Genomic DNA, 18,324 nt, shown 5'->3' with positions numbered 1-18,324 from the left:
ATGTCATCCCCCCAGCATTAACACGATGTCGTCAGTATTAAGGATTCAATATCGTGTTGTTGTTTATAAAAAGACAGGCCCACACCTACAAAACGACCTAAAAGATTGGAGTTATTATGGAAGTTCATGAATACGAAAACGCTTACTATCAAGTGAAAGATGACGTGTTAGAGTCTTTACCTTCTAACGAAGAATAAGACGATTGAACGAGCTTATTAATGCTTTGGCAACTCAGTTGATGCATTAAATACTCCGACAAAAAATAAAAATAGCAGCCTAGGCTGCTATTTTTATTGGTTATTGCTCATTGTTTATTTTATCAATTATTTATAATGCTTAAACATATCGCATAGTGGTGAGTATCTGAAATGAACGATAATTGTTTTTGATCTCCCATCATGATTAAACACTAAACTTAGCTAATTTTGGTAATCTGTTTTGACTCAATACTAACCTTCAATACGACCTTTTTCGGGTAGTATCTCAACAATAATCCAGGTATTGCCTTGTTTATGCAGACGAATGGTTCGATCATCAATCCATTGTCTTCCACCTTTTAATCCTTGCATTTTAACGATTACAGTCACGTCATCGGTAAATTTTCGGAAAAAATCGATATCAATTTCATCAATAGACATCGTCACTTGCTTCATGGATAAGCCTAATACGTGTCGTTGCACCGCTGATGCTATATGATAATGATCCATAACATCCTGTATATCAGGTGCGACAAACTTTTTAGCTTTCTCTACATCACGATCGACATAAATAGCTTCGAAGAAACCCAAAGAAACTTGTTCTGGTGTGAGTTGAGGTTGACCAAATTCATCTGATTGTCCGCAAGCAGTGAGAATGAACAGTAGAAATACAGAGAATATTTTAATGGAAGTCATTTTTAACATAAGGCTTTTTTACTGCTGATATTATAATTTTTATCTAGTATCTCGATTTATGCTATAGCTTACAAGGATAGGCTCGATTTAAATAATATCATTATCAATAATTGTAGCGTAAAGCCTTATATGCTCATATTTTGTAATATATTGAAAGTATCAATGGTTCATTTCAGTTTACTGATAAGCTATTATTTGTTCGATTAACTACAAATGAGGATACTTTTGTAGTTAATGGCTTGACGCAATCAAAATGACATGTCATAAGTTAATTGTATCAACGCACAAGACTTGTATAGAAACAACGATAGAGAGTGTTTGTTCATACCGATTTATTATTGCTAATAAACATAGTGATAAGGAATGTCTCACACAGTTATCCACAGATTCTGTGGACAACTGTGTTGACGAACGTAAGTTATTTTACTAACTCACTGTATTACTGCATTTTTTATGTGTGGTTAAAAAATAACGCAGTTTTTATATTAAATAGATTTTGCGTATAAAAAAACCAAGCCTCCTAAGGAGACCTGGTTTTTTAGTTAGCGAAGATAAAGATAATTACCATTTCTTTTTCGGTTGAAACAGCATATCAAGATCATCGCCTTCTTTTTTCGGTTTTGGAGCACTCGGTTCACTGTGTTTTTGAGCGCCCATTATTTCATCGAGTAACTGCTTAGCTTCATCGACTTTACGAGCAATAAAAGGATCATTTGGCGTTTGCGCTTTAATAGTGTGCAACGTGTTTAATGCTTTTGTGACCATTTGTTTACTGGAACCGTACTGCTTCATAAAGCATGCTGCACGAGCGCGGCTAATCATAGAATCAACATTAATCCTTAATTGCAGATTGTCGATACGCATTTCTTCTTCAGCAAAAATAGACGGATCAACTTTTCCCTTATTATGTTCTGCACGTAAAATAGCTTTAAGTTTCTTCAGTGTTTTTACTAATTCTAAAACTTGTCTATCATTATCAGGTAAACGAAAATTCTCAATTGCAGGGACTTGGCTTGGTGAATTCGATACTGTGGCTATTTGCATTTTAATGTCAGCTAGGCGACGCTCATAATCCGATTTTAATTGGCCTGATGCATGGATAACAGATTGTTCTAAAGCATCTTGAATGCGGCGATAGAGTACTAACATAATGTGGCTAGAAGACGGGGTCATACCTGTGTTGGATAATACTGCATCGGTTTCATCTATAATGGCGCGTTGGCGAGATACTTCTACTCGACGTTCAGCTTCAGCACGCTCTTTTTGTTGTTGGACAATACTAAAGCCGATAATCAGCAATAAGAGTGCACCAATAAGAATTAATACCAAAATTAAGGACATAAAGGTTCCATTTTATCTTTCATATCTCATGGTAAATATAGCCAAACGACAATGGCTAAAAGTTATTTTGATGCTGGAATAAATTGTTGCAATAAAACTGCATCAAAATGATTCTATATCTTAGCGTATGTTATCGCGGCTGTCGTTGAATAATAAGTCGTTTTGTTGATAAATCATTAAACATTTGAGTAAGGATGTTTATCAAAAGCTAAGTCAATTAAATTGCAGGTGATTTTTACTTGCTCGTTATTCCTATTTATATTACATTTCAATTGTCATATAACGTTTTATTATAGTTGAACAACTGTTCTTGCCATGTGAAACATAGATCGATTTGTTCTTATTTGCATATTTTGCTGATGAGTGCTGGTTAAATAAAGGATAAAACCATGAAGCTGCAACAACTTAGATATATTGCAGAGGTTGTTAAACACAACCTAAATGTGTCATCAACGGCTGAGAACCTCTATACCTCACAACCCGGCATTAGTAAGCAAGTTAGAATGCTAGAAGATGAATTAGGTATTCAAATATTTGGTCGAAGTGGTAAGCACTTGACTCACGTGACTCCAGCAGGTCAGCAAGTTATTGATATTGCAAATGATATACTTGGCAAGGTCGATAGCATTAAAAAGGTATCTGAAGAATATACTCAGCCTAATCAGGGTGATTTAAATATTACCACCACTGATACTCAGGCTCGATATGCTCTGCCACAAATTATTAAAGAGTTTATTAAACGATATCCGAAAGTGAATTTGCATATGCATCAAGGTACGCCGTCACAAATTAGTGAACAAGCGGCTAGAGGTGATGCTGATTTTGCCATTGCTACTGAAGCAATGCACTTGTATACCGATTTAATTATGCTGCCTTGTTATCATTGGAATCGATCAATTGTTGTGACTCGTGACCATCCATTCGCGACTCAATCGACAAAAATTAGTATTGAAGATTTAGCCAAATTTCCGCTGGTGACTTATGTGTTTGGTTTTGATAAAGCCTCTGAAATTGAAAAGTCTTTTAAGCGTGCGGATCTTGATCCTCGGGTGGTGTTTAGTGCAACCAGTGCTGATGTACTTAAAACATACGTACGTTTAGGGTTAGGGGTAGGGGTTATTGCTTCAATGGCTATCGATCCAGCAGTAGATAAAGATCTAGTCGCGATTGATGCGAGTCATTTGTTTGCTCATAGTACAACCAAAATTGGTTTTAGACGTGGTAGCTTTTTACGCAGTTACATGTATGACTTTATGCGACATTTTGCACCGCATTTAACCCGAGATGTGGTAGAAAAAGCGGTCGCGCTTCGTGATCAACAACTGATTGATGAAATGTTTGCAGACATGACATTACCGGTACGTTAGCACTGTATATCGACAATGTTTATTGCATAAAAAAACCTCGCGAATTAGCGAGGTTTTTTGTTTTTAACATAAAGACTTAGTAACTTAGTAACTTAGTAACTTAGTCATCGATATTAATCTGGTGCGTAACCAGATGGACCAATTAACTCGCCATCTAAGTAAGCTTTACCATCAGCCATCGCTAAACGACCTAAGCTGAACCATTTTACTACAAGAGGATAAATGGCATGTTCTTGTTCATGAACACGCTCAGCTAATACTTCAGCATTATCTTCAGGGTAAATAGGGACTTTAGCTTGTAATATTACCGGTCCGGCATCGAGCTCTGGAATAACAAAATGCACACTAGCGCCGTGCTTTTTATCGCCGGCATCAATAGCCCGTTGATGCGTGTGAAGCCCGGTATACTTAGGTAATAATGATGGATGAATATTAATCATCTTTCCAAGGAAGTGACTTACAAAATCATCTGTCAAAATACGCATAAAACCTGCAAGAATAATCAGATCCGGTTGGTATTTTTCAATTGATTTCAATAAACGCGCATCATAATCACTGCGTACTTCATTGGTATAAGGAATAACGCAACTGGTATCAATCTCGCTTTGATGAGCGCGAATTAACCCATAAGCATCCGGCTTGTTACTAATCACACCAACAATGTCAGCTTTTAGGTTATCGTCACAGCCATCAATGATAGCTTGAAGATTACTGCCATTACCGGAAATCAGTACCACAACACGACAGCTTTGGCTCATTAGATGATCTCCACTTGCTCTTCGTCACCTTGACGCGTAGCAATTTCACCTATCAACCAAGCATTTTCGCCTTCTGCTGTTAATAATGCCAATGCAGCATCGACTTTGTCTGTTGGCAGCGCAATAACCATACCCACACCACAGTTAAATGTTAGGAACATTTCGTGTTGTGCTATGTTACCGTTTGTCATTATCCAATCGAACACCACTGGCCATTTCCAAGAGTCACCCTTGACTACAGCTTTGCAATCATCAGGCAGTACTCGTGGGATATTTTCCCAGAATCCACCACCGGTAATGTGCGCCATAGCGTGAATGTCTGATTGTTCAATCAGTTTCAACAAAGGCTTAACATATATTCTTGTTGGTTCTAATAAATGGTCAATCAATGGCTTACCAGCAAGATCTTGCTGAGGGTCTGCTTTGCTGACTTCTAATACCTTACGGATTAATGAGTAACCATTTGAATGAGGACCACTCGAACTAAGTGCTATGAGTGAGTCACCGGCTTTGACTTTGGTACCATCAATGATGTCTGCTTTTTCAACAACACCAACACAAAATCCGGCAAGGTCGTAATCTTCGCCTTCGTACATGCCCGGCATTTCAGCCGTTTCGCCACCGATTAATGCGCAACCAGATTGGAAACAACCTTCTGCAATGCCGCTAACAACTGAGGTTGCCGTTTCAACGTCAAGCTTACCAGTCGCGTAGTAATCGAGGAAGAAAAGCGGTTCAGCGCCAGAAACAATCAGGTCATTAACACACATAGCAACTAAATCAACACCGACGGTGTCATGCTTTTTGTAATCAATGGCTAATCTTAATTTAGTGCCAACACCATCAGTGCCCGAAACAAGCACTGGATGTTTGTATTTAGTTGGTAATTCGCATAATGCGCCAAAACCACCTAAATTGCCCATAACTTCTGGACGGCGAGTGCGTTTTACCGCAGATTTAATGTTGTTTACTAACGCATTACCTGCATCGATATCAACGCCGGCGTCTTTGTAACTTAGGGGGGTAGGAGTGGTCACGGAGGATCCTCTAGGGTACATCGTTTTATGGAATTTTATGCGGCAATATTCTACCAGTTTGTGCTGCTAGTCGGAAGCCATGTTTTTACTTTATCCTATAAAGAAAACGATGAATTGCCTATTTTTTATTGGTTTAGGTCACGATTTACTGCAATTTTGAAACTTTATGTTTTATAGAGAGGATAAATCGACTAACATTTGTCAAATTTGCCTGAAATAGTCAGAAATCTAGGAGAAAGAAATGAAAGTCGTTGAAGTAAAGCATCCACTGGTACGTCATAAAGTCGGTTTGATGCGTGAAGCTGATATCAGCACCAAACGATTTCGTGAACTTGCCACTGAAGTTGGCAGTTTATTAACCTACGAAGCTACCGCTGATTTTGAAACTGAAACGGTGACAATTGAAGGTTGGAATGGCCCTGTTACTATTGAGCAACTTAAAGGTAAGAAAGTGACCGTAGTGCCTATTCTTCGTGCGGGTTTAGGTATGATGGATGGCGTTCTTGAGCATCTTCCTAGTGCGCGTATTTCTGTAGTGGGTATTTATCGTGATGAAGAAACACTACAACCTATACCTTACTTTGAAAAAATAGTCAGTAATGTTGAAGAGCGTATTGCTTTAGTGGTTGACCCAATGTTAGCAACTGGTGGTTCAATGATTGCGACTATCGACCTGCTGAAAAAACGTGGTTGTACTTCAATTAAAGCGTTGGTTTTGGTTGCTGCACCAGAAGGTATTAAAGCACTTGAACTCGCGCATCCTGATATTGAATTGTATACCGCTGCGATTGATGATTGCTTAAACGAGCAAGGTTATATCTTGCCAGGTTTAGGTGATGCGGGCGATAAGATATTCGGTACCAAATAGTTCGTTATCCGAGATTATACATACCCAGGCTCGATATGATTAATATCATGTACGAGACCATAAAAACGGGAGCCTTTAATGAGGCTCCCGTTTTTATTTTTTATCTTGATAAGCCGTAGATATCTGTTGAATGTTAAAGCACCATCGCAGCAATCCAACCAAAAACAAGCAGTGGAATATTATAGTGAATAAACGTTGGGATCACGCTGTCGCGAATATGATCATGTTGCCCATCGGCATTAAGACCAGCTGTGGGACCTAGTGTCGAATCTGATGCTGGCGAACCCGCGTCACCAAGCGCTGCAGCGGTACCCACTAGCGCAATTGTTGCAGCGACAGAAAAACCAAAACTGAGCGCTAAAGGCACGTAAATAGTGGCAATAATGGGAATGGTTGAGAACGAAGAGCCAATTCCCATGGTGATCAATAATCCAACAATAAGCATCAGTAATGCGGCTAACGCTTTGTTGTCACCAATGATGTCACCTAGAGAGGTCACTAGTGTGCCAACTTCCCCGGTAGATTTAACTACTGCAGCAAAGCCTGCTGCTGCAATCATAATAAAGCCGATGCTGGCCATCATGTGCACACCTTGATTAAACAGGTCTTTGCTTACTTCGTGTTTAATGATTCCAGAAAAACGAAAGATAATAAATCCACTTAATGCACCAAATATCATCGAATCAGTTTGTAATTGAACAATTAAAGTGACCACTATTGCTGAGAGTGATATCACTAGGCTTTTTCGACTTATCGTGGTTTCAATATTGTCGCTTACCACTGGTTCTTCAATCATATATTGTCTAGGTTTGCGGTAACTAATAAATATTGCGGTGAGTAAACCTACAACCATGCCCATAGCAGGTAATAGCATTGCGTTAGGAATTTGTTCACGGATTGCATTTAGCCCATTTGTATTTAAATTTGCCAACAGGATATCATTGAGGAAAATACCGCCAAAACCGATGGGTAGAATCATGTACGTGGTGACCAAGCCAAATGTGAGAATACAGGCTATAAGACGGCGGTCGATATGTAGCTTTGAAATGACATGTAGTAATGGTGGAATAAGAATGGGTATGAAAGCGATGTGAATAGGCAAAATATTTTGTGATGAAACCGCCATCAATAATATTGTGACCAATAACAACCAACGTACAACTTGAGTATTACTACTATTAGGTTCTTTACCGAGTTTCTTTATAATTGAATGAGAAATCAATGTTGTTAAGCCTGAATGTGACAAAGCTGCTGCAAATGCACCAAGCAATGCGTAGCTTAGGGCTATTTGAGCGCCGCCGCCTAGGCCATCATTAAAGGCTGCAATTGTTTGATGAATATCTAATCCACCGACTAAACCGGCGACAACAGCACTGATGGTTAGTGAGACCACAACGTTAATTCGAATAAAGCTTAAAAACAGCATTAAGCAAACCGCGATAACAACCGCATTCATAATCATTTTTCTTAAAAGTAAGTGAGGCCGCTATTCTTGACTGTCTAGTGTCTATTTGTCCAGCGCATATCGCTTTTTTAGGTATTTTTTGCTGATAGTTAGCTCAGAATTATTTGCTGTTTAACATATGGTTGTTGATAGTGATGAGTGAAATCTTGTTATCAAATCATTTTGTCATATTTGAAACTTATTATTTAATGGGTCATCATGTTTTATTTTTCAGCAAGTAAACCAACTTTCATCTGAAATGACTTATAAGTCCGTTAATTTAGATGTATGGTATACGACTGATATAAGTCCCAACGGTATGGGTAATTGCTTGGTGGATCATCATTTTGCGATACGCATATACCGTTGTTGAGTGTTTAAGCCATTAAATGGAGATAGATAATGAGCGTATTAGTAGGCCGTCCAGCCCCAGATTTTACCGCAGCAGCCGTTCTTGGTTCTGGTGAAATTGTTGACACATTTAACCTTGCTACCGCAATTAAAGGTAAGCCTGCAGTTATTTTCTTCTACCCACTCGATTTTACTTTTGTATGCCCATCAGAGCTAATTGCTTTTGATCACCGTATGGAAGAGTTCACTAAACGTGGTGTTGAAGTGATTGGTGTTTCTATTGATTCACAGTTTACTCATAACGCATGGCGTAACACTCCAGTAGACAAGGGTGGTATTGGCCAAGTTAAGTACACTCTAGTTGCTGATGTTAAGCACGAAATTTGTAAAGCATACGACGTAGAGCATCCAGAAGCTGGTGTGGCTTTCCGTGGTTCTTTCTTAGTAGACAAAGAAGGCCAAGTTCGTCACCAAGTGGTTAACGATTTACCACTAGGCCGTAACGTTGATGAAATGATCCGTATGATTGACGCACTTCAGTTCCATGAAGAGCACGGTGAAGTTTGTCCAGCGGGCTGGTCAAAAGGCGAAAAAGGTATGACTGCAAGCACTGAAGGTGTTGCTGCATATCTAAAAGATAATTCTGACAAGCTATAATCTAGCAAGTTAGAGATAATAAAAAAGCTGCTTCGGCAGCTTTTTTATTGGATAAAATTAATACTTTGTTATCGCACTAGCCAAGTGTAGATGGCTGGCATGAGATCAAAGGGCTGAGTATTCATTATTCGTTTGCTGAGTCGGTATCATCTTCCACAGCCGCTAATGGCCAACCACCCAATGCTTTCCATCGATTGACTATAAGGCAAAATAGTTCGGCGGTACGTTCGGTATCATATAATGCTGAATGGGCTTCATTGTTGTCGAAATCGATCCCTGCCATTTTACAGGCTTTAGCTAATACTGTGTGTCCAATAGCCAGGCCTGCAAGTGTCGCGGTATCAAAGCTAGCAAAAGGATGAAAAGGAGAACGTTTTAAACCATTTCGTTCAATAGCCTTGTTAACAAAACCTAAATCAAAAGCGGCATTGTGCGCGACAATGATACTGCGATGACAATCTGCTGCTTTTTGGGCTTTTTTTACTTCTTTAAAAATCTCTAAAAAAGCGACTTTTTCGTCTACTGCACCACGAAGTGGATTAGTGGGGTCTATACCATTAAAAGCTAAAGCTGCAGGCTCTAAGTTCGCACCTTCAAAAGGCTCAATATGAAAATGAAGGGTTCTATCAAGTACAATGATCCCATCACTATTCATTTTTAGTAAGCTGACGGCAATTTCAAGCAACGCATCGGTATTAGCATTAAACCCAGCAGTTTCGACATCGATAACAACAGGGAAATAACCACGAAATCGGTGTTTAAACTTATTAGCGTCGCAAATATCAGTCATTACAGTTTTTATCCTCAATAGCTATCATTCATCGGTGCAAATGATATAAGCCGAGTATTATGCGCAAACTCAAGCGCAGTGTCATGTTTGATTGTGGTTTTTATCATCGATTAAACATGATTGTTTACTAAAGGAACTGACTTTATGGCCGATAGAACAAATGTAATCGGGTATAAAGGGTGGTTTTATGTGGCGAAAACTGATGGTCCTCACAAGTTTGTGTCTTTGCTCAACGGCTAATGCCGATTTGAGGCACTACGTTGCGTCACTGGAAAACTCAGCATGGCGTATCGGTGAGAACAATCCGATAGAATGCCGTCTTGAACATGATATTCCTGACTATGGGCGTGCTGTGTTTACCAGTAATGCCGGTAAAGAGCTAAATTTACATTTTACGTTAGATATGTGGTTAAAACCTGATTCGGTGACCAACGCGACATTAATTAGTCGAGCCCCTAGTTGGCGTCCTGGACACAATTCTAAAGAAATCACTCAACTGACTTACAATAAGCAATTTAATGGTGAAGTACCCAAAAAAGCCGCTTGGTCGATGTTGAATGAATTGAGTCAAGGAATGGAGCCCACGTTTTATTATGCGGATTGGTATAATCACAACGCTAAAATTGCCGTGGGATTGTCGTCAGCTAATTTTGGCGGTAAATACCGTGAATTTCGCGCCTGCTTGGCTAATTTACTGCCTTACAGTTTTGATGATATTGCTTTTACAGTGTTAAATTACCAAGAAGGCGGGGTAGAGCTGACTCGTTTTTCTACCCAACAATTACAGAAAATACAGCGTTATTTGTCTTATGACCCTGAAGTCGAGCTTGTACTGATTGATGCTTACACCGACAGTTACGGTGGACGCTCGGTTAACCAAAAGGTGTCAGATAAACGTGCGGATTCAGTGAAAGATATTCTCATTGCTAGTGGTATTCCTAAAGATCGGATTCATACATCGGGTCATGGTGAAAAACGCCATGTAACAGGCAATGATCTTGCAGAAGAACGTAAGATGAACCGCAGAGTCGTGATTAAAATAACCAAGCCTATATAAACCCATTCATGTATCACTCACTGCTCAGCCATGGGCAGTAGTCCTTATTACTGGATATGATTGAGATATCAATTTACTTGAGTCAGCTATTTTTCTAATAAATAGTATTGATACGATAGCCAAAGTCTCCCTGTGTTTATCAGTCTGCTTTACTCGGCATTTATTCAACATTCGTAACACTAAATTGAGCCAAATCGACAATACTCTTTTATAAATGAACCATCGTTCCTTTAAGAGCCTAATCAATAAAACATGTAAGGGTATTTTGCGTGGTGATCATTTGAAAGGGTTCAACCTATCAGTAGCGCTCGAATTTACAATTTTTTTCGCAAAGCTTCTCATTTGGGTTTATAAAGATGCTAAAAAAAAGGTAAAAAAAACCCACTTAATCCAAGTGGGCTAAATAATTTGCAATCAACAAATTTAAGGAAGGAAGTCAAGCATAAGAACTAGGGATAACTGAGGTATTGGGTTACATCAGTTTGGAGTTCTTGGTTTTCAACATCTGAATCAGATGTGTCCTGAAAACAAGGCAATAATAGAATGTATACACTAATCTGACAAACTAGAAAAATTAAGCGTTATCATTAGTAAAGCTAATGCTTTGTGGCGGTGGTGATATGTTATTTATACTCTAATCGTCTTATATAGCGCTTTATTAGGTTATTACTTATTTTTTATGCATAACTATTCGGATTAGTTAATTAGGCGACAATAATATTTAACAAATAGTATATATCCCGTCATGCTGTAAAGTCTGCTTACTCCTTTTAATATGTTAAATATTACTCTACACCACTATGAATATGATTATTCTACCCATATTTAAGGTGGGATTTTACGGTTATCTCTTCTTGATGTTTAACACACAGCATATGGTCATCAAGACGAGTAAGATAATGCTATTAACTTAACAATTGATAATGTATTTGCTAAAAAGAGGTTGCTGAATTTTACCGGCTTAACATTTATTCACGTTTACATTTTGCAAAGTGTGCGATGGTAAGGGGGATTCGCAGTTTACTTTTACCTGATTATTGTCTTTTTGTGAGCTTTAGGCCGTAAAAGTAGGCTGTTGTTACCAGGAAAAATTCTATTTATATGGCATGTTTTGTTTAATAAATTGTTAAATTTTTGGGTAAACACATTAATAAAGCTTCATCTCTTACAGTTCCTGAGGTTTTTAGTGTGTTTTAGCGCATTTTGAGCAAAATAAAGTCTGCTTTTCCCTCGGTACAATATTCACAAGCGTGTTGGTACTCGGTATAGTAAGCCAACTTTTACAACCTAAAAATTGATGTTCAGATTATGTTTGTTTGGCCTATTTCAATCTATTACGAAGATACCGATGCCGGCGGTGTTGTGTACCATTCGAATTACTTAAAATTTTTTGAACGAGCCCGAACGCAATGGTTAAAAGCAATGGGTGTTCGCCAAGCTGAACTGTTGGCAGAAGATATTGCTTTTGTCGTCAAAAATGCAGAATTAGATTTTCGTAAAGCTGCAAAATTTGAACAGGATTTCGTGGTTGAATCCAAGGTTATAGAATTAAAAAAAGTGTCGTTGGTATTTCACCAGCGCCTAGTTGATCATCAAGGTGATTGCTATTGTGAAGCGACTGTTGTTGTCGCGTGTATATCTTTATCACGTATGCGTCCCCGTGCTATTCCCCTAAATATTGTTCAGGAGTTTGACAGTGCACGCTGAAATTTCATTTATTGGTTTGTTTTTAGAAGCCAGTGTGTTGGTAAAGTTAGTTATGCTGACCTTGTTGGCATTATCGATTGCCTCATGGGCAGTGATCATTCAACGCAACAAATTATTAGGCTCTGCAAGAGTTAAGTCATTACGTTTTGAAGAAACGTTTTGGTCTGGTGTTGATTTAAATCGTCTTTACAAAGAATTAATTGCGCGTGGTAGTGCTATCTCTGGTTTAGAATCGATGTTTGTGGCTGGTTTCAAAGAATATACTCGTTTGAGCAAAGTAAACAGTAAAGCTCCTGAAGCGGTTATGGATGGAACGTCTCGAGCAATGCGAGTGAGTTTGTCGCGCGAAATGGAGAAACTTGAAAACCATTTACCGTTATTGGCAACGATTGGTTCAACCAGTCCATACATTGGCTTGTTTGGTACGGTATGGGGAATTATGAATTCCTTTATTGCACTGGGCGCGGTAGAAAATGCCACATTGGCAATGGTTGCACCTGGTATTGCAGAAGCATTGATTGCAACTGCAATGGGCTTGTTTGCTGCAATACCTGCCGTTATTGGTTATAACCGTTTTACAACGCAAGTTGATAAAATTGAAATGAGTTATGCTAACTTTATGGAAGAATTCTCCAACATATTGCAACGTCAAGCGTATAGCGAGAAGGAAGCTGTTTAATGTATCAGCGTAAACGTCGTCGTCCAGTTGCAGAAATCAACGTGGTACCTTACATCGACGTGATGTTGGTGTTGTTGATTATTTTTATGGTGACAGCGCCTATTGTATCGCAAGGAGTCAAAGTAGAATTGCCTCAAGGTAATGCGGAGTCGTTGCCACCTGATAGTAAGCCTCCTATCGTTGCATCGATTGATGCAGAGGGACAATATTTTTTGAATATCGGCAGTAGTTCTAACTCTGAAGTTATGGACTTAGAGCAAGTATCAACTGAAGTTGGAGCATTAATCCAACTTGAACCGTTAAGGCCAGTGGTTGTAAAAGCGGACCGCACGATACCTTATGAAAGCGTTATTCAATTAATGATTAGCTTGCAAGGTGCTGGTGTGCCTGCCGTAGGGCTAATGACCGATTCACCAAAGGAGAAATAGGTGGCTGGAAATTCAGATTTAACCGTACCAGTTTCTATTTCTGCTGGTATTCATATTGGATTTATCGTCATTCTTGCTTTAGGCATTAGTTTTGATGATAAGCCCAAGCAAATGCAAACGGCAGCAGCAAGTGCACCTGCCGTTCAAGCAATTGTAATTGATCAACAGAAAGTGAATGACAGAGTTGAGCAATTAAAGAAACAAAAGCAAGATGTGGCCCAGCAAGAAAAAGCCCGTCAAGCAGAACTAGAACGTAAAGCATCAGAAGCTCGCCGTGAGCGTGAACGTGAACAAGAAAAAATTAAAACTTTAGAGATCCAGCGTAAACAAAAAGAGCAGGAAACTCAAAAGGCTAATGATGCCGCTAAAGCCGCTCAGGCAAAGCAAGTGCTAGAAAAAGAGCGAGCAGATAAAGCTGAAGTAGTACGCAAGCAAAAAGAACAAGAGCAAAAAGCTTCTGAGGACGCAGCTAAGAAAGCCGCTGAAAAACGTAAGCAAGAAGAGGCTGCTGCGAAAAAAGCTCAAGAAGAGCGTCAACGTGCTGATGATGAACGTAAGCGTAAAGAAGATGCTGAGCGTAAACGTAAAGCAGAAGCTGATACTAAAGCGCGCCAAGAACGTGAAATGGCAGAGGCTATGGCTGCTGAACAAGATTCACTTTCTAAAACACGTAACAAGCAAGTGTTGTCAGAAGTTGATAAATATAAGGCCATGATTATTGCCACTATTCAACGAAATTTAGTTGTTGATGAGTCAATGCGTGGGAAAAGCTGCAGGGTCTTTATTCGTCTAGCGTCAGATGGTTTTGTCACAACAAGCCAAACGTTAGATGGTGATCAGGTAGTTTGTCGAGCAGCCAAAGCGTCGATAAATAAAGCGGGACGGTTACCAGTATCGCCTGAACCGGCTGTTTATCAGCAATTAAAAGAAATTAATTTAACCGTTTCACCGGAATTTAATTAATATCAATCGTATTTAATGATGGAATGGAGTTAAAAGGAGTCGCATGAATAATTTGGCTAAATGGCTAACACTGGTATTAATAGTGTTAACTACACCCGCTCGCGCAGCGTTAGATATTGTGATTACAGAAGGGGTTGATGCAGCAAGACCGATTGCTGTTGTACCTTTTGTATGGCAAGGTCAAGGTCCAGCTCCTGCATCTATTTCTGATGTGGTAGCATCTGATTTGTCTCGCAGTGGTACATTTAAGACACTTGATGTGCGTGCATTGCCACAATCAACTATTTCGTCTGTAAATGGATTTACTGCTCAAAATTGGGCTAATGTAGAAGCGGAAGCGCTTGTGGTTGGTACGGTTAAGCCATATGGCGCCGATCAATATTTAGTGAGTTTTGAGCTGATTGATTTAGTCAAAGCACAACTTCAAGCGGGTAAAGGGCCTCAGAATAACAATGAGTTATTACTTGAAAGCCGTGAAACGGTTATTAGCGCAAACCAATTTAGACAGTACAGCCACCGTATCAGTGATATTGTGTATGAAAAGCTCACCGGTATTCGTGGTGCATTTTTAACCCGTATCGCATATGTTGTGGTTAAACAAGGTCAAAAAGCACCTTACCATCTAATGATTGCGGATTACGATGGCTACAATGAACAAATGTTACTACGTTCACCAGAGCCATTGATGTCACCAACGTGGTCTCCTGATGGTCGTCGTTTAGCTTATGTGAGTTTTGAAAATAGAAAAGCTGAAATCTTTGTTCAAGACATTTACAGCCAAACTCGTACGTTAGTGAGTAGTTTTGACGGTATTAATGGTGCACCAGCATTTTCTCCTGATGGGAAAAAATTAGCTGTTACACTGTCAAAAGATGGCCAACCAGAAATTTATGTCGTCGATATTGCGACTAAAGCAACTCGACGTATTACAGAGCATTACGCAATCGATACTGAACCTTCTTGGTTCCCAGACGGTAAATCAATTTTATTTACCTCTGAACGTGGTGGGAAACCACAGTTATATCGCGTAAGTTTAGATACAAATAAAGTCTCGCGTATGACTTTTGAAGGTGAATGGAACCTAGGCGGTTCAATTAGCCCAGACGGTCGTAGTATGATTTTTGTAAACCGTACTAACGGTAAATTCCATATTGCTAGAATGGATCTTGCAACACGCTTTATGCAGGTGCTTTCATCAACTCAACTTGATGAATCACCAAGTGTTGCTCCAAATGGCACTATGGTTATCTACGGTACAACCCATCAAGGTAAACAAGTGTTAGCTGCTGTTTCTACGGACGGCAGATTTAAAGCAAGATTGCCTGTCGGCCAGGGCGAGGTGAAGTCACCAGCATGGTCTCCGTTTCTCTAAATAGATATTGATAAGGATTTAAAATGGATCTGAATAAGTTGTTTAAAGCTATGTTGGTTGCAGTTCCGCTTATGGCACTGGGTGCCTGTAGCTCAACTTCAGACTCTGAAACTGACGCTAACGGTTCTATGAGTGGTACTGGTAGTGAATACGGTAATGGTGGTATTGAAACTGGTGGTGTAGCTCCTGTACTGAGCTCTGCAGAACAGCAGCGTTTAAAAGAACAAGAATTACGTCGTCAAAATATCATTTACTTCGACTTTGATCGCAGTGAAGTTCAAAGTGAAAATGCTGAGATCATTCAAGCTCATGGTAACTATTTAGTTGAGCATCCAAATGTTCGAGTGTTGATTGAAGGTCATGCTGATGAACGTGGTACTCCAGAATACAACATCGCACTAGGCGAACGTCGTGCTAAAGCGGTTGCTAAGTATTTACAAGGTATGGGTGTGCAACCTAGCCAAATGAGCATCGTGAGCTACGGCGAAGAAAAGCCATTAGATTATTCACGTAACGATACTGGTTTTGCTAAAAACCGTCGTGGTGTGTTAGTTTACTAAAGCGTAAGAAGTGTAAGGCCAACCGTTATCGGTTGGCCTTTTTTAGGAGATAAAAATGAAACTAGCCATATTAGTTGCGGCGATGTTCTTTACAACGGCCACGGCTTTTGCTGCACCAGCACCGGTTTCGGATGCATCTGGTGGTTCAAATGATGACAGAATTTCAAGATTAGAACGCATCATTAAAGCAAAGCAACAAGGCGAATTCGACATGCAACGTCGTATGGATGCATTGCAAAATGAAGTGTTAGATTTAAGAGGCATTACTGAGCAACAAAATTATCAAATGAATCAGATGTTACAGCGTCAACGACAGCTGTACGAGGAAATTGCTAATCTTACTGCTAAGTCATCAACCCCAGCAGCGCCAGCTCAAGCTGATGCCACTACGGTTGCCGCAGCCAGTTCAACGTTAGGTGAAACAGGAAGCTATGAGGCCGCCGTTAACTTGGTTCTTAAAGAACGCAAGTATGATGAAGCCATTCCTGCTTTTCGTAGTTTTATATCGACATACCCAGAATCTAATTATGCAGCTAATGCAAACTATTGGTTAGGCCAATTGTTGTACAATAAAAGTGAGTACAATGATGCGAAACAAGCTTTTAGTACAGTTGTCAGTAAATTTGCAGATTCAAATAAGCGTGGCGATAGTTTAGTTAAGCTTGGCATGATTGCAGAAAAAGAAAATGACTCTGCGGGTGCAAGAGCACTGTATAACAAAGTATTAAAAGAGTACGCAGATAGTGCCTCCGCACGCCTTGCACAACAGCAATTATCAGCATTGAAAGGCTAATTAAGCCAAAAAACAGCCTCTTAGTCTGTTTTTCATGCAAACAACAAGAAATTATAAATTTGGGCTTGCATGAGAAATTGAAAAAGGTATTATAGGCGCCCTCAGAACGGCAGAGCCTTCTGGGGTGTGTTGAGGTGATAATAACTTAGTCTACAGTTACTGTAATATGAGTTGTTATTAACAAACAACAAAATGGGATGATAATTTAACAAGACTTGAAATATAGGCAGTTTGTTTCATTCCAGTAAGAACCTTAAGTTCTTGCAAAACCAAGATGGGTCGTTAGCTCAGTTGGTCTTGAAATAGAGACAGTTGGCTTTTGTTCCAGTAAGAATATCAGTTCTTGCAAAACCAAGATGGGTCGTTAGCTCAGTTGGTAGAGCAGTTGGCTTTTAACCAATTGGTCGAAGGTTCGAATCCTTCACGACCCACCACTTTTTAAATCGTGGTTAAAGAATTTAAATGTTATAAAATGGGGCATTCACTCCAGTAAGAATATCAGTTCTTGCAAAACCAAGATGGGTCGTTAGCTCAGTTGGTCTTGAAATAGAGACAGTTGGCTTTTGTTCCAGCAAGAGTATGAATATCGCAACACCAAGATGGGTCGTTAGCTCAGTTGGTAGAGCAGTTGGCTTTTAACCAATTGGTCGAAGGTTCGAATCCTTCACGACCCACCACTTTTAAATCGTGGTTAAAGAATTTAAATGTTATATCAAGATGGGTCGTTAGCTCAGTTGGTAGAGCAGTTGGCTTTTAACCAATTGGTCGAAGGTTCGAATCCTTCACGACCCACCACTTTTTAAATCGTGGTTAAAGAATTTAAATGTCATATCAATATGGGTCGTTAGCTAAGTTGGTCTTGAAATAGAGACAGTTGGCTTTTGTTCCAGTAAGAATATTAGTTCTTGTAAAACCAAGATGGGTCGTTAGCTCAGTTGGTAGAGCAGTTGGCTTTTAACCAATTGGTCGAAGGTTCGAATCCTTCACGACCCACCACTTTTTAAATCGTGGTTAAAGAATTTAAACGTTACACCAGGATTGGTCGTTAGCTTAGTTGGTCTTGAAATAGAGACAGTTGGCTTTTGTTTCAGTAAGAATATCAGTTCTTGCAAAACCAAGATGGGTCGTTAGCTTAGTTGGTCTTGAAATAGAGACAGTTGGCTTTTGTTCCAGCAAGAGTATGAATATCGCAACACCAAGATGGGTCGTTAGCTCAGTTGGTAGAGCAGTTGGCTTTTAACCAATTGGTCGAAGGTTCG

The 18,324-nt window shown here is 39.5% G+C and carries 17 protein-coding genes and 5 tRNA genes (1 of these 22 only partly in view); 16 read left to right on the top strand and 6 right to left on the bottom strand.

What is annotated here, in order from left to right:
* Positions 1-449 precede the first annotated feature (449 nt).
* Together H5125_RS08735 and H5125_RS08730 are read right to left on the bottom strand one after the other, a co-directional pair.
* The gene (locus H5125_RS08735) at positions 450-902 is read right to left on the bottom strand and encodes a DUF4878 domain-containing protein (protein ID WP_101086772.1); all 453 of its coding nucleotides are present in this window, start codon (positions 900-902) and stop codon (positions 450-452) included.
* A gap of 552 nt (positions 903-1,454) precedes the next feature.
* Entirely contained in the window at positions 1,455-2,234 is a 780-nt protein-coding gene (locus H5125_RS08730) for a hypothetical protein (RefSeq protein WP_101086773.1), read from the bottom strand.
* Between the two features lie 389 nt (positions 2,235-2,623).
* Between H5125_RS08730 and cysB the strand changes: the two genes are divergently transcribed.
* Positions 2,624-3,601 carry an HTH-type transcriptional regulator CysB gene (cysB, locus tag H5125_RS08725; RefSeq protein WP_162023403.1) on the top strand — a complete coding sequence of 326 codons (978 nt, stop codon included), beginning with the start codon at positions 2,624-2,626 and terminating at the stop codon, positions 3,599-3,601.
* A 113-nt stretch (positions 3,602-3,714) separates the two neighbouring features.
* Here the strand turns inward: cysB and purN are convergent, their stop codons facing one another.
* Together purN and purM are read right to left on the bottom strand one after the other, a co-directional pair.
* Positions 3,715-4,359 carry a phosphoribosylglycinamide formyltransferase gene (gene purN / locus H5125_RS08720; RefSeq protein WP_101086775.1) on the bottom strand — a complete coding sequence of 215 codons (645 nt, stop codon included), beginning with the start codon at positions 4,357-4,359 and terminating at the stop codon, positions 3,715-3,717.
* The gene (purM, locus tag H5125_RS08715) at positions 4,359-5,396 is read right to left on the bottom strand and encodes a phosphoribosylformylglycinamidine cyclo-ligase (RefSeq protein ID WP_182744030.1); all 1,038 of its coding nucleotides are present in this window, start codon (positions 5,394-5,396) and stop codon (positions 4,359-4,361) included. Before purM ends, purN begins: the two co-directional genes overlap by 1 nt.
* A gap of 241 nt (positions 5,397-5,637) precedes the next feature.
* On the opposite strand from purM, the gene upp reads away from it, so the two are divergent.
* On the top strand, positions 5,638-6,264 hold the full coding sequence (gene upp, locus H5125_RS08710; protein WP_101086777.1) for a uracil phosphoribosyltransferase: 627 nt from the start codon (positions 5,638-5,640) through the stop codon (positions 6,262-6,264).
* A gap of 133 nt (positions 6,265-6,397) precedes the next feature.
* Here the strand turns inward: upp and H5125_RS08705 are convergent, their stop codons facing one another.
* A complete protein-coding gene (locus H5125_RS08705; protein WP_101086778.1) occupies positions 6,398-7,720 on the bottom strand; it encodes a Na+/H+ antiporter family protein in 1,323 nt (440 codons plus the stop codon).
* A 390-nt stretch (positions 7,721-8,110) separates the two neighbouring features.
* On the opposite strand from H5125_RS08705, the gene H5125_RS08700 reads away from it, so the two are divergent.
* Complete coding sequence (locus H5125_RS08700; protein ID WP_011636928.1) at positions 8,111-8,716, top strand: peroxiredoxin; 606 nt, start codon at positions 8,111-8,113, stop codon at positions 8,714-8,716.
* Between the two features lie 124 nt (positions 8,717-8,840).
* On the opposite strand, the gene rnt is transcribed toward H5125_RS08700, so the two are convergent.
* Complete coding sequence (rnt, locus tag H5125_RS08695) at positions 8,841-9,506, bottom strand: ribonuclease T (RefSeq protein ID WP_101086779.1); 666 nt, start codon at positions 9,504-9,506, stop codon at positions 8,841-8,843.
* A gap of 187 nt (positions 9,507-9,693) precedes the next feature.
* On the opposite strand from rnt, the gene H5125_RS08690 reads away from it, so the two are divergent.
* The 13 genes from H5125_RS08690 to H5125_RS22060 all read left to right on the top strand — a co-directional run.
* A complete protein-coding gene (locus H5125_RS08690; protein ID WP_101086780.1) occupies positions 9,694-10,563 on the top strand; it encodes an OmpA family protein in 870 nt (289 codons plus the stop codon).
* Between the two features lie 1,305 nt (positions 10,564-11,868).
* Positions 11,869-12,270, top strand: a complete 402-nt coding sequence (ybgC, locus tag H5125_RS08685; RefSeq protein WP_182744040.1) for a tol-pal system-associated acyl-CoA thioesterase — start codon at positions 11,869-11,871, stop codon at positions 12,268-12,270.
* The gene (gene tolQ, locus H5125_RS08680) at positions 12,260-12,949 is read left to right on the top strand and encodes a protein TolQ (RefSeq protein WP_101086783.1); all 690 of its coding nucleotides are present in this window, start codon (positions 12,260-12,262) and stop codon (positions 12,947-12,949) included. The genes ybgC and tolQ overlap by 11 nt, the downstream gene beginning before the upstream one ends.
* Positions 12,949-13,377, top strand: coding sequence for a protein TolR (gene tolR / locus H5125_RS08675; RefSeq protein WP_101086784.1), 429 nt, complete (start codon positions 12,949-12,951; stop codon positions 13,375-13,377). Before tolQ ends, tolR begins: the two co-directional genes overlap by 1 nt.
* A complete protein-coding gene (gene tolA, locus H5125_RS08670) occupies positions 13,378-14,340 on the top strand; it encodes a cell envelope integrity protein TolA (RefSeq protein WP_101086785.1) in 963 nt (320 codons plus the stop codon).
* Between the two features lie 43 nt (positions 14,341-14,383).
* Positions 14,384-15,712 carry a Tol-Pal system beta propeller repeat protein TolB gene (gene tolB / locus H5125_RS08665; protein ID WP_182744029.1) on the top strand — a complete coding sequence of 443 codons (1,329 nt, stop codon included), beginning with the start codon at positions 14,384-14,386 and terminating at the stop codon, positions 15,710-15,712.
* A gap of 23 nt (positions 15,713-15,735) precedes the next feature.
* Positions 15,736-16,272 (top strand): peptidoglycan-associated lipoprotein Pal, encoded by a 537-nt coding sequence (gene pal / locus H5125_RS08660; RefSeq protein ID WP_101086786.1) that lies wholly within the window; start codon positions 15,736-15,738, stop codon positions 16,270-16,272.
* Positions 16,273-16,327: 55 nt separating this feature from the next.
* Complete coding sequence (gene ybgF / locus H5125_RS08655) at positions 16,328-17,065, top strand: tol-pal system protein YbgF (RefSeq protein WP_059745509.1); 738 nt, start codon at positions 16,328-16,330, stop codon at positions 17,063-17,065.
* A gap of 358 nt (positions 17,066-17,423) precedes the next feature.
* Positions 17,424-17,499, top strand: a tRNA-Lys gene (locus H5125_RS08650).
* Between the two features lie 167 nt (positions 17,500-17,666).
* Positions 17,667-17,742, top strand: a tRNA-Lys gene (locus H5125_RS08645).
* Positions 17,743-17,784: 42 nt separating this feature from the next.
* Positions 17,785-17,860: transfer RNA gene (locus H5125_RS08640), tRNA-Lys, on the top strand.
* Positions 17,861-17,985: 125 nt separating this feature from the next.
* A tRNA-Lys gene (locus H5125_RS08635) sits at positions 17,986-18,061 on the top strand.
* A 206-nt stretch (positions 18,062-18,267) separates the two neighbouring features.
* Positions 18,268-18,324, top strand: a tRNA-Lys gene (locus H5125_RS22060) (it continues 119 nt past the right edge of the window).

It is taken from the genome of Shewanella sp. SR44-4 (assembly GCF_014163715.1).
GTDB lineage: Bacteria > Pseudomonadota > Gammaproteobacteria > Enterobacterales > Shewanellaceae > Shewanella.
This window is presented reverse-complemented; position numbering and strand designations above follow the sequence as displayed.